The organism is Pseudomonas sp. CFBP 13727 (genome assembly GCF_014841915.1).
GTDB classification, from domain to species: Bacteria; Pseudomonadota; Gammaproteobacteria; order Pseudomonadales; family Pseudomonadaceae; genus Aquipseudomonas; species Aquipseudomonas baltica.
Genome location: NZ_JACYUT010000001.1, coordinates 823,401 through 846,599, shown reverse-complemented (window position 1 = coordinate 846,599; position 23,199 = coordinate 823,401). Strand labels below are relative to the sequence as shown.

Here is a 23,199-nt window from a genome sequence, read left to right as displayed (position 1 = left end):
GCATGCGTACCGAACAACCGAAAATGATCTACCTGAAAGACTATCAGGCGCCCGATTATCTGATCGACGAGACGCACCTGACCTTTGAGTTGTTCGACGATCACAGCCTGGTCCACGCGCAGTTGGTCATGCGCCGCAACCCGGCGCGTGGTGCCGGGCTGCCACCGCTGGTGCTCGACGGCGAGTTGATGGAGCTGCTCGGCGTCAAGCTCGACGACAGCGACCTGGGTGCCGCCGACTACCAGCTGACCGCCGACAGCCTGACCCTGCAGCCGCGCAGCGAGGCGTTCACCGTCGACACCAGCGTGCGCATCCACCCCGAAACCAACACCGCACTGGAAGGCCTGTACAAGTCCACGGGCATGTTCTGTACCCAGTGCGAGGCCGAAGGCTTCCGCAAGATCACCTACTACCTCGACCGTCCCGACGTGATGAGCCGCTTCACCACCACGTTGATCGCCGACCAGCAGCAGTACCCGATCCTGCTGTCCAACGGCAATCCGGTCGGCAACGGTCCCCAGGAAGATGGCCGGCACTGGGCAACCTGGGAAGACCCGTTCGTGAAACCGGCGTACCTGTTCGCGCTGGTGGCCGGTGACCTGTGGTGCGTGGAAGACAGCTTCACCACCGTCAGTGGTCGCGATGTGGCGCTGCGCATCTATGTCGAGCCGGAGAACATCGACAAGTGCGCTCACGCCATGACCAGCCTGAAGAAGTCCATGCGTTGGGACGAAGAAGCCTACGGCCGTGAGTACGACCTGGACATCTTCATGATCGTCGCGGTCAACGACTTCAACATGGGCGCCATGGAAAACAAGGGCCTGAACATCTTCAACTCCAGCGCCGTGCTGGCCCGCGCCGAAACCGCCACCGATGCCGCCCACCAGCGGGTCGAGGCCATCGTCGCCCACGAATATTTCCACAACTGGTCGGGCAACCGAGTGACCTGCCGCGACTGGTTCCAGTTGTCGCTCAAGGAAGGCTTCACCGTCTACCGCGATGCAGGCTTCAGCGCCGACATGCATTCGCCGACCGTCAAGCGCATCCAGGACGTCGCCTACCTGCGCACCCACCAGTTCGCCGAAGATGCCGGCCCGATGGCCCACGCGGTGCGCCCCGACAGCTTCATCGAGATATCCAACTTCTACACCTTGACCGTGTACGAGAAGGGCTCGGAAGTGGTCGGCATGCTGCACACCCTGTTGGGCGCCGAAGGCTTCCGCAAGGGCAGCGACCTGTACTTCGAGCGTCACGATGGCCAGGCCGTGACCTGCGACGACTTCATCAGTGCGATGGAAGACGCCAACGGTGTCGAGCTCGAGCAGTTCAAGCGCTGGTACAGCCAGGCGGGCACGCCACGCCTTCAGGTAAGCGAACGCTACGATGCGCAGGCTCGCACCTACAGCTTGACCCTGCGCCAGAGCTGCCCCGAGACCCCGGACAAGGTCGAGAAGCTGCCATTCGTGATTCCCGTGGCGCTGGGCCTGCTCGACGCCAAGGGCCAGGAGCTGCCATTGCGTTTGAGCGACGAGGCCGCGGCGGTCGGTACCAGCCGTGTGCTAGCGATGACCGAGGCCGAGCAGACGTTCACTTTCGTCGACATCGCCGAGCAACCATTGCCGTCGCTGCTGCGCGGCTTCAGTGCGCCCGTCAAGCTGATCTTCCCGTATACCCGTGACCAGTTGATGTTCCTCATGCAGCACGACAGCGACGGTTTCAACCGCTGGGATGCCGGCCAGCAGCTGTCGGTCCAGGTGCTGCAGGAAATGATCTGCCAGTACCAGCGCGGCGAGTCGTTGTCGATGGATCCACGCCTGCTCACGGCCCTGGCCAGCGTGCTGGAGAATCCGCAACTGGATCCGGCAATGGTTGCCGAGATGTTGTCGTTGCCCAGCGAGGCCTATCTGGCCGAGATCAGCGAAGTGGCCGATGTCGACGCGATCCATGCCGCTCGCGAGTTCGCCCGCAAGCAGCTGGCCGATGGTCTGTTCGATGGGCTGTGGACGCGCTACCAGGCCAATCGCGAGGTCTCCAGGGCCACTGCGTACGTGGCCGAGAAAGAGCATTTCGCCCGCCGCGCGCTGCAGAACATCGCGTTGTCCTACCTGATGCTCAGCGGACGTCCCGAAGTGCTCGCCGCTACCCTCGAACAATATGATGCCTGCGACAACATGACCGAGCGCCTGACGGCCTTGGCAGTGTTGGTCAATTCGCCATTTGACGCGGAAAAGACCCGTGCATTGGAAGCGTTCGCCGAACACTTCAAGGACAACCCGTTGGTCATGGACCAGTGGTTCAGCGTGCAGGCGGCCAGTGGCTTGCCGGGCGGGCTGCCGCGCGTGAAGGCGCTGATGCAGCATCCAGCGTTCACCCTGAAGAACCCGAACAAGGTGCGTGCGCTGATCGGTGCCTTCGCGGGTCAGAACCTGATCAACTTCCATGCGGCCGATGGCTCGGGCTACCGTTTCCTGGCCGACCTGGTGATCGAGCTCAATGCCCTGAACCCGCAGATCGCCTCGCGGCAACTGTCGCCGCTGACCCGTTGGAGAAAGTACGACAGCGCGCGGCAGGCACTGATGAAAGCCGAGCTTGAACGGATTCTCGCCTCCGGCCCACTGTCCAGCGACGTCTACGAAGTGGTCAGCAAAAGCCTGGCTTGATGGATTGATTGGTGGGGATTCTTCGCGGGCAGAGCCCGCTCCCACAATGAATGCGGGTACATCGTCTCATTGTGGGAGCGGGCTCTGCCCGCGAAAAGGGCGCCGCAAATTGGCTGACGCGCCGCAGCGCTCGGTTCGCGGCCACAGACCGCTCCTACAGGAGCGTTACAGGGTCAGGTGCTGACCTTCAATCCCACCAACCCCAGGATGATCAGACCCACACTGACCATCCGCATCAGCGCCATCGACTCGCCAAACAGCACGATACCGGCAATCACCGTACCCACCGCACCGACCCCGGTCCAGATGGCATAGGCGGTGCCCAAGGGCAGCTCACGCATGGCCAGGCCGAGCAGGCCGAGGCTCGCCGCCATGGCGGCAACGGTCAACACGGTAGGAAGGGGGCGGGTAAAGCCGTCGGTGTACTTCAGGCCGATGGCCCAGCACACTTCGAACAGACCGGCGAAAAACAACAGTAACCAGGACATGGAAAAACCCTCATCGAAGATGGGGTCGTCCCCGTTTGCAGGAAAAGTGGCGCCGGGTCGTCCCGGCGCCGAACACCATGTTGCCCATCCTTGCCCGATGGATCAAGTGCGGCGGATCAAGGTTCGGTCTTCAACGCGCCCGGCTCGGTGCCTTCCATGCGCCGGAAATAGGTCGAGAGCAGTGCTCCGGAAATATTGTGCCAGACGCTGAACAAGGCGCTGGGCACCGCCGCCAGTGGTGAGAAGTGAGCACTGGCCAAGGCCGCGCCCAGTCCCGAGTTCTGCATCCCGACTTCCAGGGCCAATGACTTGCGCTGCGCCAGCGGCAGCTTGAACAGCTTGCCGGTGAAGTAGCCGAGCAGGAAACCGAAACTGTTGTGCAGAATCACCACCGCCATGATCAACAGGCCCGACTCGGCAATGCGTGCCTGGCTGGCCGCGACCACGGCGCAGACGATCAACACGATACTCACCACCGACACCAGCGGCAGCACATCGACCGCCAGCTGGACCCGCGCACCGAGCAGCTTCTGGGCAACGACGCCCAGAACGATCGGCAGCATGACCAGTTGCAGGATCGACCAGAACATTTCCATGAACGATACCGGCAGCCAGGCCGAAGCCAACAGCCAGATCAGGGCAGGGGTGAGCAGCGGGGCGAGCAGGGTAGTCACCGCCGCGATGGCCACCGACAGCGCCAGGTCGCCCTTGGCCAGCCAGGTCATCACGTTGGACGAGGTGCCGCTCGGGCAGCAACCGACCAGAATCACACCGACGGCGATCTCCGGCGGCAGATGGAACACCTGGCACAACAGCCAGGCGACACCTGGCATGATCACGAAGTGCGCAACCACGCCCAGCGCCACGCGCCACGGATGACGCCCGACCTCGGCAAAATCGTCGAGCTTGAGGGTCAGGCCCATGCCGAACATCACCAGGCCCAGCAGCGGCACGATCAGCGGCTTGAGGCCGATGAACCATTCAGGCGCCAGAAACGCCAGTATGGCGAACAGCAGGACCCAGTAGGCAAAGGTATTGCCAACGAAGCGACTCAAAGCGGCCAAGGCGCGCATGGGGTAGTTCCTTCTTATATAGAATCATCATGTTGGTACCCACGAACCCCTGTGGGAGCGGTCCGTGGCCGCGAAAGCCGCACCACGGTCTGCCTGACACATCGCAGCGCCCCTTCGCGGGCAACGCCCACTCCCACAGAAATCGCACACCCCCTGTAGGAGCGGTCCGCGGCCGCGAAAGCCACACCCCGGTCTGCCTGACTCACAGCAGAGCCCACTCCCACAGAAACCACACAACCCCTGTGGGAGCGGGCTCTGCCCGCGATGGGCGCGCTGCCGGTCAAATCCCCTGGGGCAGCTCTTCGCCGCCCAGCGCCTCGAACAGCACTGGCAGGAATTCACCGAAGGTCAGCATCATCAAGGTAAAGCTGGCATCCAGCTGCCCCAGCGCTTCCTCGCCACCGTCCTGCTCGGCTTGATCCTGCAGCAATTCCTCGAACTTCAAACGCTTGACCACCATCTTGTCATCCAGCACGAATGACAGCTTGTCCTGCCACGCCAGTGACAACTGGGTAACCTGCTTGCCAGTGCTCAGGTGCAATTGGATCTCGTCGCTGGTCAGATCCTGGCGCTTGCAACGCACGATACCGCCATCTTCATGGGTGTCGCGCAGTTCGCACTCGTCCAGAACATGGAAGTCATCGGCCGCTTTCTGCGTCTTCACCCACTCGGTCATGGTCGCGGTCGGCGCCACCTTCACGGTCAGCGGGCGCACCGGCAACGAGCCGATCACTTCACGCAGGGTCGACAGCAGATCTTCGGCGCGTTTCGGGCTGGCCGAATTGACCAGGATCAAGCCTTGCTTGGGGGCAATGGCGGCGAAGGTCGACGAGCGACGAATGAACGCGCGCGGCAGGAAGGCCTGGATGATCTCGTCCTTGATCTGGTCGCGTTCCTTCTTGTAGACCTTGCGCATCTGCTCGGCCTCGATCTCCTCGACCTTCTCCTTGACCGCGTCACGCACGACACTGCCCGGCAGGATGCGCTCTTCCTTGCGTGCGGCGATCAGCATGAAATCCTGGCTGACATGCACGAACGGGGCGTCTTCGCCTTTACCGAACGGCGCCACGAAACCGTAGGTGGTCAGTTCCTGGCTGGCACATGGGCGTGCCGGTTTACTCGCCAGTGCGGTTTCCAAAGCCTCGGCGTCGAAGGGGATATCCTGGGTAAGACGGTAGACAAGCAGGTTTTTGAACCACATGGGGTGAAGCACTCCTCAACATTAGGCAGGCATTATTCTCCGTGTGCGAAGCCGACGCCATCCCTGTGCTAAGTGTTTGGAAGGCCTCGAAAATTTTTTTGAAAAAGTGCTTGCCAGAGTTTGGGTCGCTCCGTAGAATGCGCGCCACACCGAGAGACAAAGGGTGATTAGCTCAGCCGGGAGAGCATCTGCCTTACAAGCAGAGGGTCGGCGGTTCGATCCCGTCATCACCCACCAATCTCTCTCAGTGTTACGCGCAGCGGTAGTTCAGTCGGTTAGAATACCGGCCTGTCACGCCGGGGGTCGCGGGTTCGAGTCCCGTCCGCTGCGCCATTAATTCCGCCTCAGAGCCCTTGAACTCTCTGAAGCAAAAAAAAGCGACCTTCGGGTCGCTTTTTTTTTGTCCAGAATTCCTGCCCGCAGGCAGCCCGTGGGATCAATGTGTGGGAGCGGGCCGCGAAATTTGTGGGAGCGGGCTCTGCCCGCGAAGCAGGCGCTGCCGTGTGTCAGGGGTAGCACAGCTCCCACAGGGTTTACCACGCTGGCTGCTTCATTCGCCGCGGATGTACTGCTGCAGCTGCTCGATCAGGCTGGCTTGTTCGGCGATGGCTTCCTTGACCAGGTCACCGATGGATAGCAGCCCCAGCAGTTGGCCGTTGTCGACCACCGGCAGGTGGCGCAGACGACCCTCGGTCATCAATGCCATGCAATGATCGATGTTCTGTTGGGGAGTCACGGTGATCACATGGGCGCTCATGATCTCGCTGACCGGCGTGCCAATCGACGAGCGCCCCAGCAGCACCATCTTGCGTGCATAGTCGCGCTCGCTGACGATACCCACCACGCGCCCCTCGACCACCACCGGCAGGGCGCCGACATTCATCTGCGCCATGAGCTTGAGGGCATCGAACACCATCTGTTGCGGCTCGATGGTGTGCACCTGCTGGTTGTGCTGGACTTTACTCTTCAACAGTTCCGCGACGGTTTTCATGGGCTATGGCTCCAGGGAAAGGCGAGTGCAGCTAAAGCGCCCTCGTGTGCCGTGGCGCCATGTCAATTAGTCCACGTTCCGTACCGTCCGCTGCATCCCCAAAGCGAACACCACATGCCCAACTGCGTTATGCGGCTGCCGCGTTCAGCCCGCCGGGGCGGCCTGGCACTGTCGGCAGATATGCTTGCCATTGCGATTGGCCCAGCCCAGTTCGGCAATGCGCGCCTCCGCTGCAGGTTTCTGCGCCTTGGTGCCGAGCTTGGCGTCCACCGCAAATTCGAAGTCGAGGACCTTGCCGCAGCTGTCGCAATTGACTTTCCACTGATGGATCGCCAGTTCGCCGAACACCGGGCCGGTGGCCACGGCCACCCACTGGCCAGGCGGGTTGATCAGATGACGGACCTTCTCCACCACCAGGCGCATCGAAAGATCCTTGCTGCCCTTGAGGGTGACCAGCAGGGTGTCGGTGTTGTGGATCGAGCCGCCGTTGCCGGTGACCTGGTAACGGCCGGGCATGAGCGCGCGGCACTCGATCAAGGTGTGCTGCGGGTTGAGCAGACTGAAGCGGAAATCGTGTTCGACCATGGGTCCTCCAAATAGACGCGACATGCTAGCACGCCGGCCACGGCGGGGCCTCAGGCCATCGCGCGGGCCTGTTCCTCGAGGCGAGTGATGGCGTCGTCCAGTTCATCCAGCGCCGCCAAGGCTGCCGGATCGTTCTGCTTGAGCAGGGTTTCGCTGCGCAGGCAGGCCGCACGCAGTTGCGGCACGCCGCAGTAGCGTGTGGCGCCGTGCAGGCGATGCACCCGCTCGATCATGGCATTCTGATCGGCATTGATTCGCGCCAGTTGAATCGCTTCGCGGTCGGCCTGCAGTGACGCCAGCAGCATCGCCAGCATGTCGGCGGCCAGATCGGCCTTGCCTGCCGCCAGGCGCAGGCCTTCGGCGGCATCGAGCACCTGCAGGGTATTGCTTTCCAGCGGCAGGTCCGCGGTCTTGTCCAGGGACTGCGCGCTGAGCGCCAGCCCGGTCCATTTCAGCACCACCTGGGCCAGCTGACGTTCGCTGATGGGCTTGGTCAGGTAGTCGTCCATGCCGCTCTGCAGCAAGGCCCTCTTTTCATTGGCCATCGCATGGGCAGTCAGCGCCACGATGGGCAGGGCGGCACCGGTCTGGGCACTTTCCCACAGCCGGATGCGCTCGGTGGTTTCGCGGCCGTCCATCTCCGGCATCTGCACGTCCATCAGCACCAGGTCGAGCCCGCCTTCCTGTACGGCCTTGATCGCTGCCGCACCGTTGTCCACCGCTCGCACCTCGGCGCCGAGGTCTTCGAGCAGGGTCTGCACCAGCAGCAGGTTGGCCGGATTGTCGTCCACGCACAGCACGCGCGGTGCGCGCTCGCCGCTGCCCTCGGGGCTTTCGTAGCGCAATTGCTTGGGGTTGATCAGGTCCGCCAGCGCACGGCGCAGTCGGCGCGTGCAGCTTGGCTTGGCCTGCAGCTGACGATCCGCATTGGGCACTGCGGCATGGAACAGCGCTTGTTCGGTGGTCGGGCACAGCACCAGCACCTGGCAGCCGCTCTGCTCGATCTCGCGAATCTGCACGCCCAGGCGTTCCGGCGATATCTCATGGGCGGTGATGCCCAGCACGGCCAGGTCGAGCGGCTGGCCTGCCTGCCGCGCAGCGTGGGTGGCCAGTACCAGCTTGTCCAGCGACTTGAAGTCGGTGACGTCCAGGCCACAGTCTTCGAGCTGATGCTGCAGGGCCTGCCGCGCCAGTCCATGGCCATCGACGATCGCGATGCGACGGCCGAGCAGGGGCGCCGACGGCAGGTCCTCGGCATCGTCGCGCGCCTTGGGCAGATTGAGGCTGATCCAGAATTCCGAGCCCTCGCCGGGCGTGCTGTCGACCCCGATCTCGCCGCCCATCTGCTCGACCAGACGCTTGGAAATCACCAGCCCCAGGCCCGTGCCGCCGGGCTGCCGCGACAGCGAGTTGTCGGCCTGGCTGAAGGCCTGGAACAGCGCCCGCACATCCTGGCCGGACAGGCCGATACCGGTGTCCTGGACACTGATGCGCAGTTGCACGCTGTCTTCGTTCTCGTCCTCCATCATGGCGCGGGCGACGATGGTGCCCTCGCGGGTGAACTTGATGGCGTTGCTGACCAGGTTGGTCAGGATCTGCTTGAGCCGCAGCGGGTCGCCGATCAGCGACAGCGGGGTATCGCGGTAGACCAGGCTGACCAGTTCGAGCTGCTTGGCATGGGCGGCGGGTGCGAGGATGGTCAGCGTGTCCTGCAGCAGGTCGCGCAGATTGAAGGGAATATTGTCCAGTACCAGCTTGCCCGCCTCGATCTTCGAGAAGTCGAGGATTTCATTGATGATGCCCAACAGGCTGTCTGCGGATTTCTCGATGGTGCCCAGGTAATCCAGCTGGCGCGGGGTGAGCTCGCTTTTCTGCAGTAGATGAGTGAACCCCAGTATGCCGTTGAGTGGGGTCCTGATTTCGTGACTCATGTTGGCGAGGAATTCGGATTTGATCCGGCTCGCTTCCAGCGCTTCCTTGCGCGCCAGGTCCAGTTCGATGTTCTGGATCTCGATGGTTTCCAGGTTCTGCCGGACGTCTTCGGTGGCCTGGTCGATGCTGTGCTGCAGTTCTTCCTGGGCGTCCTGCAGAGTTTCGGCCATGCGATTGATGCCGGCGGCCAGGGCGTCCATTTCATGGCTGCCCATGGCCGGTACGCGACTTTCCAGATTGCCGTCCTTGATCTGCGTGACGGTGTCCTTGATCTGCCGAATCGGCGCACTGATGCTGCGACTCATGTGCGCGGCAAGCAGCGCGGTGATGCTCAGCCCGGTGAGGATCAGCAGCAGGCTGGCGAACAGGCTGCGGTAGCCGCGCAGCAAGGTGCCGTCATGGGACAGTTCCAGCTCGACCCAGCCCAGCAGGTGATCGACTTCGCCGGGCACCTCGTCACTGGCCAGGTCGCGATGGCGGCCGAACACGGGCATCAGATAGCGCGTGGCGTCGAAGCCGCTGCGCTGCAGCGAGTGCGTGCTGTTGCCGATCGGCACCGCGTTGAGCATCATCGGCCCGGCATGGGCGAGCAGGGTCCTGTCCGCCCCCAGGAAGGTCACCGAGCGCACGTCGGTCAGCTCCAGGGATTGCGCGGCGATGCGCTCCAGGCGCTCGCGGTCCTTGGCCGCCAGTGCCGGTGCGGCCAGCGGCGCAAGCTGTTCGGAAATCATGTCGCCGCGCTGCAGCAACTGCCGCTGCAGGTCGGACTGCTGCATCCAGGTGAAATAACCCCCCAGGATCAGCGCCATGCAGGTGGCCGGAATGAGCGCGAGCAACAGCACGCGGGTTTTGATACCGAGTTTCTTCAACACGCCGCAGGCGCCTTTCTGACTGAGCAATGCTGGGAAAATACAGCGGGGCGTGCCGATGCGCCAGTCGCGCGCGCCGCGGCGTTGGGCCAATGGCATGTGCAAGGTCGCCAGGGGCTGAACCAGAGCGACCAAAGGTCATGGAAGGGCATTGGACGTGCGCGAGTGAAAGCGCCCCACCAGCTGCTTATGCTTTCGCGCTATAAGGTGCGCACTTTGCGTGATATGGGTAGGCGCCGTTTGCCGGTATGATAGGCCACCCCCGCAGTCTGGATTGCGAATACGCCATGACCCCGCAGTACCTAACCATCGCCGACTGCGTCGGCAACACGCCGCTGGTGCGCCTGCAGCGCCTGGCCGGCGAGACCAGCAACACCTTGCTGCTCAAGCTGGAAGGCAACAACCCGGCCGGTTCCGTGAAGGACCGCCCGGCGCTGTCGATGATCAGCCGCGCCGAAAGCCGTGGGCAGATCCAGCCCGGCGACACCCTGATCGAAGCGACCTCCGGCAATACCGGCATCGCCCTGGCCATGGCGGCTGCGATCAAGGGCTACAAGATGATCCTGATCATGCCCGACAACTCGACGGCCGAACGCAAGGCGGCCATGACCGCGTATGGTGCCGAGCTGATCCTGGTCACCCGCGAGCAGGGCATGGAAGGCGCGCGCGACCTCGCCGAACGCATGCAGAGAGAAGGGCACGGCAAGGTCCTCGACCAGTTCGCCAACGGCGACAATCCCGAGGCGCACTATCGCAGCACCGGCCCCGAGATCTGGCAGCAGACGGCCGGTACCATTACCCATTTCGTCAGTTCCATGGGCACCACCGGCACCATCATGGGCACCTCTCGTTTTCTCAAGGAGCAGAACCCCGCAGTGCAGATCGTTGGCCTGCAACCCATGGAGGGGGCTGCCATTCCCGGCATCCGCCGTTGGCCGGAAGAATACCTGCCGCGCATCTATGAGGCCGATCGGGTCGATCGGATCATCGACATGGCCCAGCACGAAGCCGAAGACACCACCCGCAGGCTGGCGCGCGAAGAAGGCATCTTCTGCGGCGTGTCGTCCGGCGGCGCGGTGGCAGGCATGCTGCGCCTGTCGCGCGAAGTGAGCAACGCGGTCATCGTCGCGATCATCTGCGACCGCGGCGACCGCTACCTGTCCAGCGGCATCTTCGACGCGCCCAACTGATGGCCAGAACCAAACCGGGCCTGCGTTTCCAGCCGACAGGCGGCACCCGTGCGCCACAGGTACCGACCGGCAAGAAACAGCGCCTGCCGATCGAGCGCCTTGCCAACGACGGCCGCGGCATTGCCTTCTTCGAAGGGCGGACGTGGTTCGTCAGTGGCGCCCTGGCCGGCGAGCAGGTCGAGGCGCGGGTGCTCAATGCCCACGGCAAGATCGTCGAAGCGCGCTGCGAGCGCGTGCTCGTGGCCAGCGAACTGCGCCGCCCGGCGCCGTGTCCGCATTTCGGCACCTGCGGTGGCTGCAGCCTCCAGCACCTGCCGCACGACCGGCAGTTGGCGCTCAAGCAAGGTCTGCTGGCCGAGCAGTTGTCGCGCGTGGCCGGAGTCGCGCCCGAGCAATGGGCAGCACCGTTGAGCGGGCCCGAGCTGGGCTATCGCCGACGCGCCCGGCTGGCAGTGCGCTGGGATCCCAAGGCGCGTCATCTGGCCGTGGGCTTTCGCGCTGCAGCCAGCCAGGACATCGTCGACATCAGCCAGTGCCAGGTGCTGGTGCCGGCGTTGCAGCCGGTCATCGAGCAGTTGCCACAGCTGCTGCGCAGCTTCGTCAAACCCCAGTCGCTGGGCCACGTCGAGCTGTACGCGGGTACCGCACTGGCCTTGCTGCTTCGTCATACCGCCGCGCTGGCCGATACTGACCTGGCGGCGCTGCAGGCCTTCTGCACGGACCTGGGCCTGCAGTTATGGCTGCACGGCGAAGGCGAGCCGGCACCGCTGGTCGCAGGCGCAACGCTGGGGTTCGCCCTGGCCCCCTGGGGGCTCGAGCTGGCGTACCGACCCGGTGACTTCGTCCAGGTCAACGCGGCCGTCAACGATGCCATGATCGCCCAGGCGCTGGACTGGCTGGCACCCGAACCCCACGAGCGAGTCCTGGATCTGTTCTGCGGGCTCGGCAACTTCGCCTTGCCCCTGGCCCAGCGCGCGCGCGAAGTGGTGGCGGTCGAAGGCGTGGCGGCCATGGTGCAGCGTGCTGCCGACAATGCCGTTGGCAACAATTTGCATAACACTGGTTTTTACCAGAGCGACCTGTCGCAGCCTCTGGACGCCGCCGAGTGGGTGGGTGAAGGTTTTTCTGCGGTACTCTTGGATCCACCTCGCGACGGTGCTTTCGAGGTGGTGCGCACGATCCGCGCACTGGGTGCGCAACGTCTGGTGTATGTCTCCTGTAACCCGGCAACTTTGGCCCGCGATACGGTCGAATTGTTGAGGCAAGGCTACAGGCTAAAACGAGCCGGGATCCTCGACATGTTTCCGCAAACTGCGCATGTCGAGGCCATGGCGTTATTCGAAGCGGGCCAGGATGGCCCGTCCAATCCGACTGGCGCGCGAAACGCCTGACCATTGCCGGCCCAGCATTGGTCATAGCCAGCGACTGTTGATGCGCTTCGGCGTGTTGTAGGGAAAGGTAAGCAAGATGGTACAGGTGAGAGCACGCCAGCCGATCAACACCGACGGCAGTATCAATCTCGATGCATGGCTGGATCATATCGTCAGCGTGGATCTGGTGCTGGATCGCGAGGCCCTGAAGCAGGCCTGCGAGTTCGCCCAGGCCGCCGAACTGGTCGGCAACCCGGCCCAGCATTCCTGGGCCGACGGCACGTCGTGTTTCCAGGCGGGGCTGGAGATCGCCGAGATTCTCGCCGACCTCAAGCTCGACCAGGATTCGCTCATGGCCGCGGTCATCTACCGCGCGGTCCGCGAGGGCAAGGCGAGCCTGGAAGAGGTCGGCCGGCGCTTCGGCAGCACCGTGTCCAAGCTCATCGACGGCGTGCTGCGCATGGCGGCCATCAGCGCCAGCCTCAGCCCGCGCCAGTCCATGGTGCTGGGCTCGCAGGTACAGGTCGAGAACCTGCGCAAGATGCTCGTGGCCATGGTCGACGATGTCCGCGTGGCGCTGATCAAGCTGGCCGAGCGTACCTGCGCGATCCGCGCGGTGAAGAGCGCCGACGACGAAAAGCGCAACCGCGTGGCCCGCGAGGTGTTCGACATCTATGCACCGCTGGCGCATCGACTGGGCATCGGCCACATCAAATGGGAACTCGAGGACCTGTCGTTCCGCTACCTGGAGCCCGACCAATACAAACAGATCGCCAAGCTGCTGCACGAACGCCGCCTGGATCGCGAGCGTTTCATCACCGAGGTGATGAGCCAGCTGCACAACGAACTGCTCGACACCGGGGTCAAGGCCGACATCAGCGGGCGGGCAAAACACATCTATTCCATCTGGCGCAAGATGCAGCGCAAGGGCCTGGAGTTCAGCCAGATCTACGACGTGCGCGCGGTTCGCGTGCTGGTTCCGGAAATGCGCGATTGCTATACCGCGCTGGGCATCGTGCACACCCTCTGGCGGCACATCCCCAAGGAGTTCGACGACTACATCGCCAACCCCAAGGAGAACGGCTATCGGTCGCTGCACACTGCGGTGATCGGCCCCGAGGGCAAGGTGCTTGAAGTGCAGATTCGCACCCACGCCATGCACGAAGAGGCGGAGCTGGGTGTTTGCGCGCACTGGCGCTACAAGGGCACCGACGTCAAGTCCGGGTCCAATCAATACGAAGAAAAGATCTCCTGGCTGCGCCAGGTGCTGGAATGGCACGAGGAGCTGGGCGACATCGGTGGCCTCGCCGACCAGTTGCGGGTCGACATCGAACCCGACCGAGTCTATGTGTTCACCCCCGACGGCCACGCCATCGACCTGCCCAAGGGCGCCACGCCCCTGGACTTCGCCTACCGCGTGCACACCGAGATCGGTCACAACTGCCGCGGCGCCAAGATCAACGGCCGCATCGTCCCGCTCAACTACAGCCTGAACACCGGCGAGCAGGTCGAGATCATCACCAGCAAGCACGGCACGCCCAGCCGTGACTGGCTCAACTCCAACCTTGGCTACGTCACCACGTCCCGCGCACGGGCGAAGATCGTCCACTGGTTCAAGTTGCAGGCCCGCGACCAGAACGTCGCCGCCGGCAAGTCGCTGCTCGAGCGCGAGCTCAGTCGCCTGGGCCTGCCTCAGGTCGACTTCGACCAGCTGGCCGAAAAGGCCAACCACAAGGGCGCCGAGGACATGTTCGCCGCCCTCGGCGCGGGCGACCTGCGCCTGGCGCATCTGGTCAATTCGGCGCAGCAACTGGTCGAACCCGAACGCGGCAACGAGCCGATGGAGCTGGTCACCCGCAAGGCCACCGGTTACAAGCCTGGCAAGCGCGGCGATATCCAGATCCAGGGCGTCGGCAACCTGATGACGCAGATGGCCGGCTGCTGCCAGCCGCTGCCGGGCGATGCCATCGTCGGCTACATCACCCAGGGCCGCGGCGTGAGCATCCACCGCCAGGACTGCGCATCGGTGCTGCAACTGGGCGGGCGCGAGCCGGAGCGGATCATTCAGGTCAGCTGGGGCCCGGTGCCGGTGCTGACCTATCCGGTCGATATCATCATCCGTGCCTACGACCGTTCGGGCCTGCTGCGCGACGTTTCGCAGATCCTGCTCAACGAGCGGATCAACGTGTTGGCGGTCAATACCCGCTCGAACAAGGAAGACAACACCGCCTTGATGTCGCTGACCATCGAGATCCCCGGCCTCGACGCCCTCGGACGCCTGCTCGGACGCATCTCGCAGTTGCCGAACATCATCGAGACACGCCGTAACCGGACGCCGTGAACCGGCGGATCCCGACACCTTTGCAAAGAGCCCGAGCATGTACACACTGCAAGACCTGCTCAACCTCATGGCCCGGCTGCGTGATCCGCAGCACGGTTGCCCGTGGGATGTGAAGCAAACCTACGCCAGCATCGTGCCGTTCACCCTGGAAGAAGCCTATGAGGTGGCCGACGCCATCGAACGCGAGGACTTCGAGCACCTCCAGGGCGAGCTTGGCGACCTGCTGTTCCAAGTGGTCTATTACAGCCAGCTGGCGCGCGAGGAAGGCCGTTTCGAGTTCGATGGCGTGGTCGATGGCATCACCCGCAAGCTGATTCGCCGCCACCCCCACGTGTTCCCCACCGGCGAGCTCTACGCGGCCCTGGACACGCCGCAGCTGGACGAGCAACAGGTCAAGCAGCGCTGGGAAGAAATCAAAGCCCAGGAGCGTGCCGAGAAGGGTGGGGCGGGCGAGCAGCTGTCGCTGCTCGACGACGTGCCCGCAGCGCTGCCGGCGTTGTCGCGTGCTGCCAAGTTGCAGAAGCGTGCCGCGGTTGTCGGTTTTGACTGGCCGGGACCGCTGCCGGTGCTCGACAAGGTCCGGGAAGAACTCGACGAGGTACTGGAGGCCATGGCCGCCGACGATGCGCCAGCGGTGGCCGAAGAAATCGGCGACCTGTTGTTCAGTGTGGTCAATCTGGCCCGTCACCTCAAGGTCGACCCGGAAAATGCCCTGCGCGGTGCCAACGTCAAGTTCGACAGGCGATTCCGCTTCATCGAGCAGGCATTGCGCGACACCCATACCAACATCCAAGATTGCACCCTGGAAGACATGGACGCCCTGTGGGGCGAGGCCAAACGTCAGGAACAGAATCTGCCCAGCTGTGGCTGAGCCGTTTTATAAGTGAGCAGAACACCATGAGCCTTTCCCTCCGCGACCAATTGTTGAAAGCTGGACTGGTCAACCAGAAGCAGGTCAAGCAAGTCAGCAAGGACAAGCAGAAGCAGAAGCGTCTGGAGAACAAGGGCCAGGTCGAGGTGGACGACACGCAGCAGCGTATCGCCCAGCAAGCCATGGCCGAGAAGGCGCGCCGCGACCAGGAGCTCAATCGCCAGCAGCAGGACAAGGTCGAGGAGAAGGCCCGCGCCGCGCAGGTCAAGCAGTTGATCGAGGCGACCCGGCTGCCCAAGCTCACCACCGAGGACTACTACAACTTCGTCGACGACAAGAAGGTCAAGCGCCTGTCGGTCAACAACCTCATGCGCAGCAAGCTGAGCAACGGTTCGCTGGCGATCGTGCAGCATGGCGGAGGCTATGAGGTGATTCCGCGCGAGGCCGCGCTCAAGGTCCAGGAGCGCGCGCCGCAGCGCATCGTCATGCTCAATGTGGCCACCGAAGAAGTCGAGTCGGCAGAAGATCCATACGCCGCCTACAAGATTCCGGACGACCTGATGTGGTAACGCCCTGAAACGACAAACCCCGCCTGAGCGGGGTTTTTCTTGCGCGGCGAACGGTCAATTCGAAGCGCGTTGGCTTTCGAGTGTTTCCAGTTCGTTCTTGTAGCTGTGGGCATCGTTCTCGTTGTGGAACATCCCTACCAACAGGTCCTGCTGATAGACATCCCAGATCTGGATGCCTGCCGCCACGCCTTCGTGGGACATATGGGCTTCGTCGCGTTCGGTCACTTTTACAGTCATGGGAAAGCTCCTTTCTCGAATATCTGCAACCTGGCGTGTGCAGGTCTTTGTTATAGAGTTGGGTAGCTTGCTAAGTAAACAGACGAATCCTGCAACAGTTTTTTACCAAAACAGCAGCAATCGGCAAACGCCCATGGGGCGTGCGCTGCGGCGGATTGTCGCAGCGGGTTCAGTGCTGTGAAACAAATTTCATCCAACAAAAAACCCATCCGAAGATGGGTTTTTTTTATCGCTGCACAGGATCAGCGCAGGGTAGTGCTCTGTGGCGTGGTGTCGGCATCACGGCCTTCGGCAACGCCCAGGTCGTCTTCCGGACGGCCGTCGACGATGGCGCGGCCACCGGAAGCCAGCTCGGTCTGCAGGACTTTCTCGTCCAGCTCGCCTACCCACTTGGCAACCACCAGCGTGGCAACCGCGTTACCGACCAGGTTGGTCAGTGCGCGTGCTTCGGACATGAAGCGGTCGATACCCAGGATCAGTGCCAGGCCGGCGACCGGCAGTTGGCCAACGGCCGACAGAGTAGCGGCCAGCACGATGAAGCCCGAACCGGTGACACCGGCAGCGCCCTTGGAGGACAGCAGCAGTACCAGCAGCAGGGTGATCTGGTGAGTCAGGTCCATGGTGGTGTCGGTCGCCTGGGCGATGAACACGGCGGCCATGGTCAGGTAGATCGAGGTGCCGTCCAGGTTGAACGAGTAGCCAGTCGGAATGACCAAGCCTACTACCGACTTCTTCGCACCCAGGCGTTCCATCTTGATCAGCATGCGAGGCAGTGCCGATTCCGAGGAAGAAGTGCCGAGAACGATCAGCAGTTCTTCACGGATGTAACGGATCACCTTGACCACGCTGAAGCCGTGGGCGCGGCAGATGGCGCCCAGCACCAGCAGCACGAACAGTACGCAAGTGACGTAGAAGCAGATCATCAGCTGGCCCAGCTGCACCAGCGAACCGACACCGTAGGCGCCGATGGTGAAGGCCATGGCACCGAACGCACCCAGCGGCGCCAGCTTCATGATCATGTTGATGATGTTGAACATGGCGTGGGCGAAGCGATCGATCAGGTCCAGCAACGGCTTGCCGTAGGCACCCAGGCGATGCAGGGCGAAACCGAAGATCACCGAGAACATCAATACCTGAAGGATATCGCCGTTGGCGAAGGCGCCGACGATGGTGTTCGGGATCACGTTGAGGATGAAGCCGACGATGCTCTGGTCAGCGCCTGCCGAAACGTAGCTGGCGATCTTGCTGGCGTCCAGGGTCGATACGTCGACGTGCATGCCGGCACCGGGCTGGACCACGTTGACCACGACCAGGCCGATGATCAGCGCCAGGGTCGAGACGACTTCGAAGTACAGCAGGGCGTAGCCACCGGTCTTGCCGACCGACTTCATGCTCTGCATGCCGGCGATGCCGCTGACCACGGTGCAGAAGATGATGGGGGCGATGACCATCTTGATCAGCTTGATGAAGCCGTCGCCGAAAGGCTTGAGCTTGACCGCGAACTGAGGGTAGAAGTGGCCGATCAGAATACCGATGATGATCGCGACGATCACCTGGAAATACAGCGATTTGTACAGCGGCTGACGAGTCGTCATTTTGCGAGTTCCTCAAGTGTATCGCCTGGCACCCGTTCCGGAGTGTTCGCGACACCTAAAGCACGAACCCTCCTGTCTGGAGGGATTTGTTGTGGGCGAGTTGCACGGTGGCAAACCTCTGCGGAATGTATTGCAGGTGCCGTGCCATAGTTGCGTACTGATGGCACAACACGGGTGGCTGCGGCCTGGGCAGGCGTATGGTTGTCGTCACATAGCTGTACAAGTGGCGGGAATCCGCCCTGTGCGCCTCCCTGCGCCGAAACCGTGGCGGATATCCGCCCACAAAAAAGGCCCCGCAGGGCCCTTGTCGTTACCGCAAGGCAGCCACTCAGCTGCCTTTTACCGATTTGCCGTCCACCGTGCCGTCCTGCAGCATGATGTTGTACTCCTTGCCGTCGGTCTCGACCTGCTGCAGGCGCACCAGCAGGTAGTCCCAATCCTTGGCGAACCAGAGCACGGTGATGCGCTTGCTTTGGGTGGGATCGCGCACGCGCTCGACCTTGATCGCGTCGACCTGGCCTGCCTTGGTCTCGACCTTCTCGGTACCCAGCACGCGGAAGTCGTAGGTGTCGATCTCGTCGCCATCGACCACCTGGTAGCTCATGCTCTTCTTACCTGCGGCAACGTCGTGCTGCAGAGCCAGCTGATAGGTGGATTTGTCCAGGACACCGGTGTTGAGGGGCAGGTTGATCGGGTCGCCACGGTCGGTACCGGTGACCTTCTTGGCCGCCCAGTCGAAGTCGAGGTTGACCTTGCGGGCCTTGCCCAGCCCGCCACGTTCGAAATTGTAGGTCTCGGGCAGCATGGCTTCCTTGTCGACACGCAGGGTGCTGACTTCACTCAGGCTGGCGATCATCATCGAGGCCTTGAATGCCAGCGTCCAATCGCCGTTGGCGCCCTTGCTCAGGCTGCGCTCGGCGGTGCCGCTCATGGGCAGCTGTTTCCAGTCGGCCGTGTAGCTGGCGGAAAAGGGCTTGAGCTCTGCGGCGTGAAGCGGAAGGGCCAGCAGGGCAACGGCGAAGAGCAGGGCGCGACGCATATAAACTCCTAGAGTCGAATCAAATGGCCACAAGCCGGTAACGGCTGGCCATCGAGCAGTGCACCCTGTTTGCCCAGGCGCACACGGCCTTCGGCGAACCAGCGCACTGCCAGCGGGTAGATCTGGTGTTCTTGGGCATGCACCCGTTGCGCCAGGGTGTCTGGCGTATCGGTCGACTGTACCGGAATCACTGCCTGTACGACCAGTGGCCCGCCATCGAGTTCCTCGGTGACGAAGTGCACGCTGCAGCCATGCTCCCGGTCCCCGGCCTCGAGCGCGCGACGGTGGGTATGCAGACCCTTGTGACGCGGCAGCAGGGAGGGATGGATGTTGAGCAGACGGCCCTGGTAGTGACGCACGAAAGACGGGCTGAGGATGCGCATGAAGCCGGCGAGGACCACCAGGTGGGGTTGGTACTGGTCGACGAGGTCGATCAGGGCAGCATCGAAGGCTTCGCGGTCGGCGAACCCCTGATGCTCCAGTACGCGTGCCTCGATGCCTGCATCGCGTGCGCGCTGCAGGCCAAGGGCATCGGCCCGGTTGGAAACCACCGCGGCGATGCGGGCGGGGTTGCCTGCCTGCAGGCTGTCGAGCAGGGCCTGCAGGTTGCTGCCGGTGCCCGACAGCAGCACCACGACGTTACAGGTCGAAGGCATCAGTGAGCCTTGAGGTTCTTCAGTTCGACCTGTGCGGCACCTTCAGCGGCCTGGGCGATTTCACCGATGACCCAAGGTTGCTCGCCGGCGGCGCGCAGGGACGCCAGGGTTTTCTCGACATCGGCCTGGGCCACGCAGATGACCATGCCAACGCCGCAGTTCAGCACGCGATGCATCTCGTGCTCATCGACGTTGCCCTGCTGCTGCAGCCAGTCGAACACCGCAGGACGCTGCCAGCTGGCGACGTCGACCACGGCCTGGGCACCCTTGGGCAGGACCCGCGGGATATTGTCGAGCAGCCCGCCGCCGGTGATGTGGGCCATGGCCTTGACGGCTCCGGTGTCCTTGATCAGTTGCAGCAGGGGTTTGACGTAGATGCGCGTGGGTGCCATCAGCAGGTCGGTCAACGGTTTGCCGTCGAGCTCGACGGTCTCGATGTCGGCACCGGCGACTTCGATGATCTTGCGCACCAGCGAATAGCCGTTGGAGTGAGGGCCCGAAGACGGCAGGGCGATCAACGCGTCGCCGTTGGCGACCTTGCTGCCGTCGATGATCTCGGCCTTCTCGACCACACCCACGCAGAAGCCGGCCAGGTCGTAGTCTTCGCCTTCGTACATGCCCGGCATCTCGGCCGTCTCGCCGCCTACCAGAGAGCAACCGGCCAGTTCGCAGCCGGCGCCGATGCCGGTGACCACGGTGGCGGCGGTGTCGACGTTGAGCTTGCCGGTGGCGTAGTAGTCGAGGAAGAACAGCGGCTCGGCGCCACACACCACCAGGTCGTTGACGCACATGGCAACCAGGTCGATGCCGATGCTTTCATGGCGATTGAGGTTCAGTGCCAGGCGCAGCTTGGTCCCCACGCCGTCGGTGCCCGACACCAGCACGGGCTGCTTGTAGCCGGCCGGGATTTCGCACAAGGCACCAAAACCGCCCAGGCCGCCCATGACCTCGGGGCGCGCGGTACGCTTGGCGACGCCTTTGATGCGTTCGACCAATGCTTCACCGGCGTCGATGTCTACACCGGCGTCCTTGTAGCTCACGGAGGGTTTATTGCTCATGATCCAGGCCTTTAAAGGAGGGAGTCGGGGGAGTCGACCGTCGTCGATCCACGAAGGCGCGCGATTTTATCAGGCTTGTCCGAACGTCACCAGCGCGGTTCGACGGTTGTGCCATTGCCGGCTTGCGCCCGCCCGCAGCCAAGGCGCGCGCGGGCATGCTACATTGGGCGCCGAGCTTGACCACTGAGCTTTTTGCCGATTGTACGGTCACAGCCTCAATCCGCTATTACCGTCGGGAAACGTCCATGCGTCTGCGCCACTACCTGCTAGCCACCTGCATTACCCTGTCGAGCGTGCCGCTGCACGCCGAAACAATCAGCAACCTGTATCAGGTGCGCGAGCCCGTGGCCAGCCAGACGCCCGAAGAGCGTACCCAGGCCACCCAGCGTGCGCTGGAAACCCTGGTGCTGCGCCTGACCGGCGACGCCAAGGCGTTTGCCAGCCCAGGCCTGGCCAGCGTGCGCAAGGATCCACAGCAGATCATCAGCCAGTACGGCTACGATGCAGGCCCGCCCGAGTCACTGCAGGTCGATTTCGACATGGCCAGCACCGACACCGCCTTGCGCTCGGCGGGTCTGCCGACCTGGGGCAGCAATCGGCCTTCGATCCTGGGCTGGTGGTTGAGCGACAGCGTCGAGGGCAGCAGCCTGGTCGGTGACGGCCAATCCGCCGCCGAGCCGCTGCGCCGCGCCGCTCAGCATCGCGGTCTGCCATTGCGCCTGCCCCTGGCCGACCTCGGCGAGCAGGGCGTGGGGACTGCGCAGAACCTCGAAGCCAGCGACCCGGCGGCGCTGCGTGGCGCGTCCGAGCGCTACGGTGCCGATGGCCTGCTGGCTGTGCATGCGCGCGAGGAGGAAGGCAAATGGTCGGGCACCTGGCGCCTGTGGCTGGGCAACCAGCGCGAACAGGGCAAGGCCGAGGGCGCCGACCAGGCGGCCCTTGCCGATGCCGTGCTGCTGGCCGTCAGTCAGCGCCTGGCCACGCGTTTCGTGGCCAAGCCCGGCGCCAGCAGCGAAATGACCCTGGCAGTCGAAGGCATGAAACTGGAGCGTTACGCGCAGATGGGTCGCCTGCTTGAATCCTACGGTGCGCGCCTGCGCACGGTGGACGGCGACAAGGTCGTCTACCGCGTGACGGGCAGTGCCGAGCAGTTGCGCGCGCAACTGGGCCTGGCCAAGCTGCAGGAGGTGCCGTACCAGGCGCCCGTGGTACCGGTCGATGCCCAGGCGGCTCCCGGCGCGCCGGCGCCAGCGCCCCAGCCCGCGCCGGACCTGAGCTTTCGCTGGTAAGCCGGCGACGCCAGTGCGGCGCCGCACTGGCGTCGCACCCAATTCCCGTTTTGTCTCTTCTATATATAGCTGGGCTGTCCGATGACTGATATGCGCCGTTGGTTCTGGCTGGGAGCAGTGCTGCTGCTCTGCGTGTTCTTCTACCTGCTGCATCCGATTCTCTCGCCTTTTCTGGTAGGCATCCTGCTGGCTTATCTGGCGGATCCGCTGGTCGATCGACTGGAGAAATGGAAGCTGTCGCGCACCTGGGGCGTGGTGGTGGTGTTCGCCCTGTTCACGCTGCTGTTGGTGCTGGCGCTGCTGGTGCTCATCCCCATGCTCGCCAAGCAGTTGGTCAGCCTGTACCAGATGGCCCCGCAGATGCTCGACTGGTTGCAGCATTCGGCGCTGCCATGGGTGCAGACGCGGCTGGGCCTGGCTGAAGGATTCTGGAAATTCGACCAGATCAAGGCCGCCATCAGCAGCCATATGGGACAGACCACCGATGTGGTCGGGGTGATCCTGTCCCAGGCCACGGCGTCCGGTCTGGCGTTCATGGCGTGGTTGGCCAACTTCGTGCTGATCCCCGTAGTCGCCTTTTACCTGTTGCGCGACTGGGACCTGATGATGGCGAAAATCCGCGGCCTGCTGCCACGACAACGGGAAGGGCAGATCGTGCGCCTCGCGGGTGAGTGCCACGAGGTGCTGGGCGCGTTCGTGCGTGGACAGCTGCTGGTGATGCTGGCCCTGGGTGTCATCTACGCCACCGGATTGATGCTGGTGGGCCTGCAGTTGGGCCTGTTGATCGGCGTCGTGGCCGGGCTTGCGGCCATCGTGCCGTACATGGGCTTCGTCATCGGCATCGGTTCGGCGATCATCGCCGGCCTGTTCCAGTTCGGCCTGGACCCGTTCCACATGATCGCCATCGTCGCCGTATTCATGATCGGCCAGGCGCTGGAGGGCATGGTGCTCACACCTTTGCTGGTAGGTGACCGCATAGGTCTGCACCCGGTGGCGGTGATCTTCGCCATTCTCGCCGGCGGCGAGCTGTTCGGTTTCACCGGCGTGCTGCTGGCGCTGCCGGTGGCTGCAGTGATCATGGTCCTGGTGCGGCACATGCACGACCTGTACAAGGACTCGAACATCTACGCCGGCTCCGAGGATCCAGACCTGTGAGCGCGGCGGGCCCTGCGGGGCTCGCTGCAG

At 63.4% G+C, this 23,199-nt stretch carries 19 protein-coding genes and 2 tRNA genes; 10 read left to right on the top strand and 11 right to left on the bottom strand.

The genetic code is table 11. The features are described 5' to 3' along the window. The first annotated feature begins 2 nt into the window (after positions 1-2). Positions 3-2,660, top strand: coding sequence for an aminopeptidase N (gene pepN / locus IFT76_RS03740; RefSeq protein ID WP_192057438.1), 2,658 nt, complete (start codon positions 3-5; stop codon positions 2,658-2,660). A 173-nt stretch (positions 2,661-2,833) separates the two neighbouring features. On the opposite strand, the gene sugE is transcribed toward pepN, so the two are convergent. The 3 genes from sugE to rdgC form a co-directional block, all read right to left on the bottom strand. Next, on the bottom strand, positions 2,834-3,148 hold the full coding sequence (gene sugE, locus IFT76_RS03735; RefSeq protein WP_122478945.1) for a quaternary ammonium compound efflux SMR transporter SugE: 315 nt from the start codon (positions 3,146-3,148) through the stop codon (positions 2,834-2,836). Between the two features lie 116 nt (positions 3,149-3,264). Next, on the bottom strand, positions 3,265-4,221 hold the full coding sequence (locus tag IFT76_RS03730; protein ID WP_122713038.1) for a bile acid:sodium symporter family protein: 957 nt from the start codon (positions 4,219-4,221) through the stop codon (positions 3,265-3,267). Between the two features lie 280 nt (positions 4,222-4,501). Further along, a complete protein-coding gene (rdgC, locus tag IFT76_RS03725) occupies positions 4,502-5,422 on the bottom strand; it encodes a recombination-associated protein RdgC (protein WP_122478941.1) in 921 nt (306 codons plus the stop codon). A 161-nt stretch (positions 5,423-5,583) separates the two neighbouring features. Here rdgC and IFT76_RS03720 point away from each other — a divergent pair. Together IFT76_RS03720 and IFT76_RS03715 are read left to right on the top strand one after the other, a co-directional pair. After that, a tRNA-Val gene (locus tag IFT76_RS03720) sits at positions 5,584-5,659 on the top strand. A gap of 19 nt (positions 5,660-5,678) precedes the next feature. Next, a tRNA-Asp gene (locus IFT76_RS03715) sits at positions 5,679-5,755 on the top strand. A gap of 217 nt (positions 5,756-5,972) precedes the next feature. Here the strand turns inward: IFT76_RS03715 and IFT76_RS03710 are convergent. The 3 genes from IFT76_RS03710 to IFT76_RS03700 form a co-directional block, all read right to left on the bottom strand. Continuing rightward, positions 5,973-6,413, bottom strand: a complete 441-nt coding sequence (locus IFT76_RS03710; protein WP_122478939.1) for a CBS domain-containing protein — start codon at positions 6,411-6,413, stop codon at positions 5,973-5,975. A 144-nt stretch (positions 6,414-6,557) separates the two neighbouring features. Continuing rightward, positions 6,558-6,998, bottom strand: a complete 441-nt coding sequence (locus tag IFT76_RS03705; RefSeq protein WP_185793755.1) for a hypothetical protein — start codon at positions 6,996-6,998, stop codon at positions 6,558-6,560. Between the two features lie 50 nt (positions 6,999-7,048). Beyond that, positions 7,049-9,802 (bottom strand): response regulator, encoded by a 2,754-nt coding sequence (locus IFT76_RS03700; RefSeq protein ID WP_192057774.1) that lies wholly within the window; start codon positions 9,800-9,802, stop codon positions 7,049-7,051. A 284-nt stretch (positions 9,803-10,086) separates the two neighbouring features. Here IFT76_RS03700 and cysM point away from each other — a divergent pair, with 284 nt between their 5' ends. From cysM to IFT76_RS03675, 5 genes are all read left to right on the top strand, one after another. After that, the gene (gene cysM / locus IFT76_RS03695; protein ID WP_192047512.1) at positions 10,087-10,989 is read left to right on the top strand and encodes a cysteine synthase CysM; all 903 of its coding nucleotides are present in this window, start codon (positions 10,087-10,089) and stop codon (positions 10,987-10,989) included. Then, entirely contained in the window at positions 10,989-12,380 is a 1,392-nt protein-coding gene (rlmD, locus tag IFT76_RS03690) for a 23S rRNA (uracil(1939)-C(5))-methyltransferase RlmD (RefSeq protein ID WP_192057437.1), read from the top strand. Before cysM ends, rlmD begins: the two co-directional genes overlap by 1 nt. A gap of 76 nt (positions 12,381-12,456) precedes the next feature. Further along, positions 12,457-14,700 (top strand): GTP diphosphokinase, encoded by a 2,244-nt coding sequence (relA, locus tag IFT76_RS03685; RefSeq protein WP_122478932.1) that lies wholly within the window; start codon positions 12,457-12,459, stop codon positions 14,698-14,700. Positions 14,701-14,737: 37 nt separating this feature from the next. Then, the gene (gene mazG, locus IFT76_RS03680) at positions 14,738-15,571 is read left to right on the top strand and encodes a nucleoside triphosphate pyrophosphohydrolase (protein WP_122478930.1); all 834 of its coding nucleotides are present in this window, start codon (positions 14,738-14,740) and stop codon (positions 15,569-15,571) included. 26 nt (positions 15,572-15,597) lie between these two features. Next, the gene (locus tag IFT76_RS03675; protein ID WP_122797447.1) at positions 15,598-16,140 is read left to right on the top strand and encodes a DUF2058 domain-containing protein; all 543 of its coding nucleotides are present in this window, start codon (positions 15,598-15,600) and stop codon (positions 16,138-16,140) included. 54 nt (positions 16,141-16,194) lie between these two features. On the opposite strand, the gene IFT76_RS03670 is transcribed toward IFT76_RS03675, so the two are convergent. The 5 genes from IFT76_RS03670 to purM form a co-directional block, all read right to left on the bottom strand. Continuing rightward, positions 16,195-16,377 (bottom strand): hypothetical protein, encoded by a 183-nt coding sequence (locus IFT76_RS03670; RefSeq protein WP_122478927.1) that lies wholly within the window; start codon positions 16,375-16,377, stop codon positions 16,195-16,197. Positions 16,378-16,619: 242 nt separating this feature from the next. Continuing rightward, entirely contained in the window at positions 16,620-17,972 is a 1,353-nt protein-coding gene (locus IFT76_RS03665; RefSeq protein WP_122478926.1) for a dicarboxylate/amino acid:cation symporter, read from the bottom strand. 328 nt (positions 17,973-18,300) lie between these two features. Then, positions 18,301-19,011, bottom strand: coding sequence for a DUF3108 domain-containing protein (locus IFT76_RS03660; RefSeq protein ID WP_122478924.1), 711 nt, complete (start codon positions 19,009-19,011; stop codon positions 18,301-18,303). Positions 19,012-19,019: 8 nt separating this feature from the next. After that, entirely contained in the window at positions 19,020-19,667 is a 648-nt protein-coding gene (purN, locus tag IFT76_RS03655) for a phosphoribosylglycinamide formyltransferase (RefSeq protein WP_192057436.1), read from the bottom strand. Then, positions 19,667-20,725, bottom strand: a complete 1,059-nt coding sequence (gene purM / locus IFT76_RS03650; RefSeq protein WP_122478920.1) for a phosphoribosylformylglycinamidine cyclo-ligase — start codon at positions 20,723-20,725, stop codon at positions 19,667-19,669. The genes purN and purM overlap by 1 nt, the downstream gene beginning before the upstream one ends. Before the next feature lie 245 nt (positions 20,726-20,970). On the opposite strand from purM, the gene IFT76_RS03645 reads away from it, so the two are divergent. Both IFT76_RS03645 and IFT76_RS03640 read left to right on the top strand, forming a co-directional pair. Continuing rightward, complete coding sequence (locus tag IFT76_RS03645; RefSeq protein WP_192057435.1) at positions 20,971-22,014, top strand: DUF2066 domain-containing protein; 1,044 nt, start codon at positions 20,971-20,973, stop codon at positions 22,012-22,014. A gap of 81 nt (positions 22,015-22,095) precedes the next feature. After that, a complete protein-coding gene (locus tag IFT76_RS03640) occupies positions 22,096-23,169 on the top strand; it encodes an AI-2E family transporter (RefSeq protein WP_122478916.1) in 1,074 nt (357 codons plus the stop codon). The last annotated feature ends 30 nt before the right edge of the window (positions 23,170-23,199 follow it).